Origin of the sequence: Sulfurimonas sp. (assembly GCF_018698455.1) — a bacterium.
Taxonomy (GTDB): Bacteria; Campylobacterota; Campylobacteria; order Campylobacterales; family Sulfurimonadaceae; genus Sulfurimonas.
Window position 1 is genome coordinate 1 of sequence record NZ_JABIOQ010000036.1, and the last position, 7,362, is coordinate 7,362.

Below are 7,362 nucleotides of genomic sequence, written 5' to 3' on the forward strand. Positions count from 1 at the left end.
AAACCCAAAAAAGCCGTAGTTGTCGGTGAATGTGCAAAAGAATTTGGACAGGATTATATAGACCTTACAACACGTCAGCAGTGTGAACTTCGCTATCTTACTATTGAATCTTTACCTATCATTATAAAAAGACTTGACGGGGTTGGTATCTCTGCTTTTCAAACAGGTGTGGATAATATTCGGGGAATAGTTGCTGACCCTTTTGATGACTTAGCATTTGACAACGTGATTCCTTCTCATAATACACTTCTTAAAATTCAAGAAAAATTTCTTGGTTCTCCGGAATGGATTTCTACCCTTCCTCGTAAATTCAATACTTCTATCAGTGGAAACTTATCAAACAGATGTAATGTTTATGGTAATGATTGCTGTTTTGTTTTAGCTCAAAAAGAGGGAATGTTTGGATACAACCTTTACCTTGGTGGAAAAGTTGGTCTCGTTGCAAAAAAATCAGATATATTTTTAAAAAACGAAGAAGAAGTTCTTGCCGCATTTAGTTCTATTACAGACCTTTTTAAACGATTTGGATTTCGTGATAACCGTAACAAAAACAGACTTCATTTTCTTATAGAAGCGGTGGGTATGAAAGCGATGGAAGATGCAATCCGTGAAAACGCGGGGATAGATTTTGCAACTTCTGGTGAGAGTATGACTAAGATGGATTATATTGAACCAGATCATGGGAAAATACAGCTTCGTGATGGGACAATTGGGGCTCATGTAGTCGTTCCATCAGGTGTTTTTTCTGGAACTGCTATGACAGATGCAGGACTACTCGCACAAAAATATGGAAACTCTGAACTACGTTTTGACATTGAACAAAGTTTTTACATTATGGGAGTAAAAAATATTACTGCCCTTTTAGAAGAAGAGTTCTTTTTAGAATACAAAAATATAAATACACCATATTTTAATCATCTTATCGCTTGTGCTGGGACTGAGCATTGTCCTTTTGGAGTTATTGAAAATAAATTTGATGCGATTTCAATGGCACAGTATCTAAGTGACAATGTAAGTTTAGAATCAGGACGTGTGCGAATGTACTGGTCAGCTTGTGTTAAAGGCTGTGGTATTCATGGACTTGGTGATGTTGGTTTTGAAGGCTGTAAGGCTAAGATAGAGGGTATAAATGGTAGTGGCGCTCATATACTTTTAGGGGGTCAACTCTCAGGCGAATCAAGAGAAGGACATACCGTTATAAAGTCAGCTCCACTTGATTATGCAAAGTACTATGTCGAATCACTCATGTTAGAGTATAGAAGAATGAGAAAGGATGGTGAGTCATTTGAACTCTTTTTTGATAGGGTTTTAGCAAATTATACAACTGCAAAAATCGGTTTTGTAATGATGCTTCAGGCTTATCTTAGAGCTAAAGAAATAGAAGTAGATTTTGGTTATGAGACAAAGGTTATAACAGGAAAGAATGAAGAGTTTGAAGTTTTTGAACTTGGACGTAAGCTGTATTATCAACTTAGCAAAGAAGAACCATACTCTTCAGTTGAGCGATTTACAAATCTTGTAAAAGGTGAAAAACTTCCAAATATCAGAAAGCTTGTAAAAGGCATAGATGAAAATATAGCATTAATGTTAGAATTGATTTTACATACGCAAGAAGAAAAAAGGGCAGTCGTTTTCTCTGAAATTATGCCCTTTATAATGCTTTATACTAAGTAAATACTTCTAAGAAGAGATGATATCTTTCATCCATGATGATATCATCTCTATCTCATCTCTATCAATATTGTGCTCTTTGTCATAACTTTTAAAGACGACATTAAAAGCATCATCTTGTAGAATTTTGACTTGCTTCTTTGAAGTTTGGAAATCTAAAACACCATCGCTTGTCCCATGTGTACATAACCATGGAGCTTCTTTAACATTTGGATTCATATCTTGAAGTAATTTTTTTGCATCATAAATATAACCACTTACTGCGATATAGCCAGCTAAAACCTTATGATACCTTGCTCCAAACTCAAAGGTAAGTAAAGAACCTTGAGAAAAACCAAAGAGGAAACTTTCGTTAGCATTGAAATCATTTTGGAAAAGAGTATCTAAATCTTTTCCTAACATTTCACATGAATACTCAATCCCCGGGAGTTGTTCCGGTGGAAGTTGATACCATGAATGACCACTAAAGTATTCAAAGGGAGCATCAAAGAGTATATAGTTCATTTCATCGATGTTTAAAAAATCAGGTAAACCACGAAAACCTTCGGAAGAGTCGCCTCTTCCATGAAGAATAATCATGAGTTTTTTTGACACTGCTTTTGACTTTATAAATATATTGTTGAGTTCTAAGTTTTGCATGTGACATTATACCCAAGCATTTATAAAGAGATTTTTTAGTATACTTCACGGATTTTCATAAAAAGGTGTATAGATGGCTAATAAACGTGTTTTAGTGAAGTTTTCAGGTGAAGCTCTCTCTGGTGAGGCAGGTCATGGCATTGACACACAAATTTTAAAATACATTGCTCAAGAGATAAAAACTCTAGTAAATGCAGATATAGAAGTTGGAATAGTTATCGGTGGTGGTAATATCATTCGTGGTGTAACCGCTGCCCAAGATGGAATTATAAAACGTACATCTGGTGACTATATGGGAATGCTTGCAACCGTTATAAACGGTGTTGCGATGCAAGAAGCTTGTGAGCATGCTGGACTTGAAGTTCGTATGCAGACAGCTATCAAAATGGAACAGATTGCTGAACCATACATCAACCGTAAAGCGAATCGTCATTTAGATAAGGGCCGTGTAGTTATATTTGCTGCTGGAACTGGAAATCCTTTCTTTACAACTGACACGGCAGCAACGCTAAGAGCTGTTGAAATAGGTGCGGAAGTAATCATCAAAGCAACAAAAGTTGATGGTGTTTATGATAAAGATCCAGAAAAATATAGTGATGCAGTGAAACTCAATGAGCTTACTTACGACCAAGCACTTCAGGATCACATTAAGGTTATGGATGACACATCTATAGCACTTGCAAAAGATAACAAACTTCCTATTATTGTTTGTGACATGTCTGTTAAGGGTAATCTATTAGAGATAGTCAACGGAAATATGTCAACATGTTCAATAGTAAGATAAAAAACTAAAAGGAAACCAAAGAATGAAAACAAATGAATTAACAGCAAAAATATTAACAGATAATCCAAGTATGGATAACTATCAACTAGCAATTGCCGTTGCTACTAGATGTGATGAGTTAGAAAATGGTGCACCAAGTAAATTAAGTGTAAATACTCAAAGTGTAAAGTCAGCTGACTTAGCTCTTATGGAAATCGCTGAAGGTCTTATTCAAGTTAAAGGCTTCACAGATATAGAGGAGTAATCCTTTTGCCTCTGAGTCTAGCTGAGATTGAGAAGATTAAGCATCTTCATGATGTTGATTCGGCAAGTGCATACCTTTTCTCTAAGATAGAGAGTACTGATCAGCTTGCAAAAGCTCTTGAGTACTCACAAGAGGCACATAAAGAACAATTTAGAAAAAGTGGTGAACCGTATATCGTTCATCCAATCCTCGTAGCTTCCATTGTTACAACCCTTACTGATGACACTTCTATGACTACTGCCGCACTTTTACATGACATAGTTGAAGATACCGATATAAGCATATTTGATATCGAAGAACTGTTTGGAAAAGATGTTGCCCACCTTGTTGGTGGACTTACTAAAATAGATGTTATCCGTGATAATGCTCTTGTTCCATCTACCTCTGATGAAAGACTTGTCGCTTCTGCATTATCATTTAGAAAGATGCTTTTAGCAAGCATAGAAGATGTTCGAGTTTTAGTTATAAAACTCTGTGACAGACTTCATAACATGCTTACACTAGATGCTTTGCCAGACCATAAACAGTTACGGATTGCAGAAGAGACACTTGTTGTTTACTCACCAATTGCTCATAGATTAGGAATAAGTTTTTTAAAAAATATTCTTGAAGACTTAAGCTTTTCATACCTTTTTAAAGAAGAAAAACACCATATAGATAATTACCTCGATACAAACTATCATGCAATTGAGATGAGACTCGGTGAATTTAAAGAATCTATATCAAAACTACTTTTACAAAATGGTTTTTGTGAAGATGACTTTGAAATACTCTCAAGGGTAAAACACCGTTACTCTATTTACTTGAAGATGCAGAGAAAGGGAGTCGGGATAGATGAAGTTCTTGATCTTTTAGCTGTAAGAGTACTAGTAAAAGATCCTGTTGAATGTTATAAAATACTAGGACTTATTCATCTTCACTTTCGTCCACTAGCATCTCGCTTTAAAGATTATATAGCAGTAGCAAAAGATAATGGATATCAGACTATTCATACCAGTGTTTTTTATGATGCAGCTATATTTGAAGTACAAATACGAACCTACGATATGCATAACACTGCTGAGTTAGGAGTAGCCGCACACTGGAAGTATAAGAGTGGAGCAGGTAATATAAAACTAGACTGGTTAGATAGCCTTCAGTACCAAGATGAACCAGTAGAAGATTTTTACACCCTCATGAAAAATGATCTTTACTCTGAAGATATAAGTGTTTTTTCTCCTACTGGAGATGCCTTTACACTTCCTAGAGGTGCCGTTGCACTTGATTTTGCATATGCTGTTCATTCAGAAGTTGGTAACAAAGCAGAGGCTGTTCTTATAAATAATATTAAATCATCTCTTCTCTCAGAGTTAAACAATGGTGACATTGTTCAAGTGGTAACAGCAGAGGAAATGATGACTCGTTGTAGCTGGATAGATGCCGTGAAGACTTCTAGAGCACAAACAAATATGAAACTTAATTGTAATGCACGTATAAGGGAGATAAACTCAAAGTCTGCTGTAAGTATTGTTGCAACAATTATGAGCTTAAATATCAGTAGAGTGAAAGAATGGTTTGATGAAAGTCACTGTGAAAATATCTCAAATATTCCTAATGATATAGACCAATTAAAGAATGTGATACATAAATATGTAGCAGATATCTCTAAAAACAATAGATTTACAGCCTTTCTTTCAAGACACAGATTTAAGTTAAAGCATACAACATTAGCAGGACTAGATATATACTCAGCAAGTTCTGTGAATGATGTTGTTTTTGACTACTGTTGTCATCCAAAATCTGGTGATGAAGTCATAGGTTTTATAGAAAAAAACAAGGTGAATGTTCATCATAAGCTTTGTCAACATAGTACAGAAAAGCTAGATGCAAATGCAGGAGTAATTTTTGTAAAATGGGAACATTCTAAGGCACATAAGTATCAGCTCATAGCTTCAATGCTCAATGAAAAAGGTGCTTTAGCAGATTTTTTAACCTTTTTGGTGAAGTTAAATATTGACATTACTTCCATTGAGTTAGGTAAAGAAAGTGTAGATTATACGAAGTACTGTGAACTAGTCTTTGAGGCAAGAGAAGCAGATATTAACACACTACGTGTTAAAATAGAAGACAAAATAAAAGTTATCCAGCTACTACGTGCTGATGATGCTTATAAAAATTAATAATTACAAAGAGAATATAAATGATAGAAGAAGCTTTACTTGAGATAAAAAGAGGAACTGCCGAGATTATAGATAATGAAAGAATTGAAAAACTTTTAAAGGCATATTTCGAAGATGGAAAAACTTATACAGTAAAAGCCGGTTTTGATCCTACTGCGCCTGATTTACATTTAGGTCATACAGTACTACTGCAAAAACTTGCAACTTTCCAGAAGTATGGCGCTCGTATACAGTTTCTTATAGGAAGTTTTACAGCGACTATCGGTGATCCAACAGGTAAAAATGCGACAAGAAAAGTACTTACTCAAGAGGATATTGTTAAAAATATAGAGTCTTATACAACTCAAGCTTTTAAAATTTTAGATAAAGAAAAAACAGACATTGTTTATAACCATGAATGGCTTGATGCACTTGGATCAGCAGGCATGTTACAACTTGCTTCAAACCTTACCGTAGCTCGTATGTTAGAACGCGATGACTTCTCTAAACGCTATACTTCACAAACACCAATTGCGGTAAGTGAATTTATGTACCCACTTCTGCAAGGTTATGACAGTGTCCATTTAAAGTCAGATATAGAAATAGGCGGAACGGATCAGAAGTTTAATCTTCTGATGGGTCGTCAATTACAAAAATCTTATGAAGTAAAAAAACAACAAGCTGTTTTAATGATGCCTATACTAGAGGGTCTTGATGGTATACAAAAGATGAGTAAATCTTTAGGTAACTATATTGGTGTTAGTGACGAGCCAAACGATATGTTTGGAAAAGTTTTAAGCATTAGTGATGCTTTAATGTGGAGATATTTTGAACTCTTAAGTACAAAATCACTTGATGAGATTAGCGATATAAAAAATGGAGTCCAAAATGGTTCCCTGCATCCTAAAAAAGTAAAAGAAGAACTTGCTTTAGAAATCACTGCTCGTTTTCACTCTTTAGAAGAAGCACAAAATGCAAAAGCTGAGTTTGATAAAGTTCATGCTAAAAGTCAAATTCCTACAGATATAGAAGAGTTTTCTTGTGATGGGGAAATTTGGATAGCAAAAGCGTTGGTAGATTGTAACATTGAGCCATCAACTTCTCAAGCAAGGCGAGATATTAAGCAAGGTGGCGTTAAAATAAACCAAGAAAAAGTATCTGATGAAAAGTTGGAACTAACAACTGGAGAGTATCTACTTCAAGTTGGAAAAAGAAAATTCGCAAAGTTAAAGGTTAATTAATGAGCTTCAACTCTTTAAAAATTGGAAAATACACAATTGAAAAACCCATCGTTCAGGGTGGAATGGGTGTTGGTATTAGTTGGGACCAACTAGCTGGCAATGTTTCAAAAGAGGGTGGACTTGGTGTTATAAGTTCAGTTGGAACTGGATACTTTATGGACAAAGAGTTTGCAGGAAAATTAGTTGCAAACAGACCATTAAGTGAAGATAACTTTTACTCAAGAGATGGTTTTGAAGCAATTATCAAGAGTGCAAGAAGTATAGCTGGGGACAAACCACTTGCTGCAAATATTCTATATGCTATCAGTGGTTATGGTAATGTTGTTAGAAATGCATGTGAACTTGGTATTGATATTATTATTACAGGGGCAGGACTCCCAACAAATATGCCAGAATTTACAGAAGGCTATCCAGACGTAGCACTTGTACCTATTGTTTCTTCTGCCAAAGCTCTAAAAATTATTTGTAAACGCTGGAAAAAACGTTATGATAGACTTCCTGATGCTGTAATAGTCGAGGGACCAAAGAGTGGTGGTCACCAAGGTTTTACATACGAGCAATGTAAACTTGAAGAGTACCGATTAGAAAACCTTGTAGCACCAGTAGTTGCAGAAGCCGCATTATGGGGTGATATTCCAGTTATCG

The 7,362-nt window shown here is 35.3% G+C and carries 7 protein-coding genes; 6 read left to right on the forward strand and 1 reads right to left on the reverse strand.

All coding sequences use genetic code 11. The features are described from left to right. On the forward strand, positions 1-1,674 hold a 1,674-nt coding region (locus HOG88_RS04955), incomplete at its 5' end, for a ferredoxin--nitrite reductase (RefSeq protein WP_295003829.1). A 6-nt stretch (positions 1,675-1,680) separates the two neighbouring features. Here HOG88_RS04955 and HOG88_RS04960 read toward each other — a convergent pair. Beyond that, positions 1,681-2,310 (reverse strand): alpha/beta fold hydrolase, encoded by a 630-nt coding sequence (locus HOG88_RS04960; RefSeq protein WP_295003831.1) that lies wholly within the window; start codon positions 2,308-2,310, stop codon positions 1,681-1,683. A gap of 73 nt (positions 2,311-2,383) precedes the next feature. Between HOG88_RS04960 and pyrH the strand changes: the two genes are divergently transcribed. From pyrH to HOG88_RS04985, 5 genes are all read left to right on the forward strand, one after another. Continuing rightward, positions 2,384-3,094: a UMP kinase gene (gene pyrH, locus HOG88_RS04965; RefSeq protein ID WP_295003833.1), complete on the forward strand. Its 711-nt coding sequence runs from the start codon at positions 2,384-2,386 to the stop codon at positions 3,092-3,094. Between the two features lie 22 nt (positions 3,095-3,116). Beyond that, positions 3,117-3,338, forward strand: a complete 222-nt coding sequence (locus HOG88_RS04970) for a DNA-directed RNA polymerase subunit omega (protein WP_295003835.1) — start codon at positions 3,117-3,119, stop codon at positions 3,336-3,338. A 5-nt stretch (positions 3,339-3,343) separates the two neighbouring features. Beyond that, entirely contained in the window at positions 3,344-5,497 is a 2,154-nt protein-coding gene (locus HOG88_RS04975; RefSeq protein WP_295003837.1) for a RelA/SpoT family protein, read from the forward strand. A 20-nt stretch (positions 5,498-5,517) separates the two neighbouring features. Further along, positions 5,518-6,717 carry a tyrosine--tRNA ligase gene (gene tyrS, locus HOG88_RS04980; RefSeq protein WP_295003839.1) on the forward strand — a complete coding sequence of 400 codons (1,200 nt, stop codon included), beginning with the start codon at positions 5,518-5,520 and terminating at the stop codon, positions 6,715-6,717. Beyond that, positions 6,717-7,362, forward strand: a 646-nt coding sequence (locus HOG88_RS04985; protein WP_295003842.1) for a nitronate monooxygenase, incomplete at its 3' end; no start/stop codon positions are given. The genes tyrS and HOG88_RS04985, both read left to right, overlap by 1 nt.

What these genes read in the sequence shown, in the direction of transcription:
- tyrS (WP_295003839.1), top strand. Translation starts at nt 5,518, where the DNA reads ATGATAGAAGAAGCTTTACTTGAGATAAAAAGAGGAACTGCCGAGATT.
- HOG88_RS04970 (WP_295003835.1), top strand. Translation starts at nt 3,117, where the DNA reads ATGAAAACAAATGAATTAACAGCAAAAATATTAACAGATAATCCAAGT.
- pyrH (WP_295003833.1), top strand. Translation starts at nt 2,384, where the DNA reads ATGGCTAATAAACGTGTTTTAGTGAAGTTTTCAGGTGAAGCTCTCTCT.
- HOG88_RS04960 (WP_295003831.1), bottom strand. Translation starts at nt 2,310, where the DNA reads ATGCAAAACTTAGAACTCAACAATATATTTATAAAGTCAAAAGCAGTG.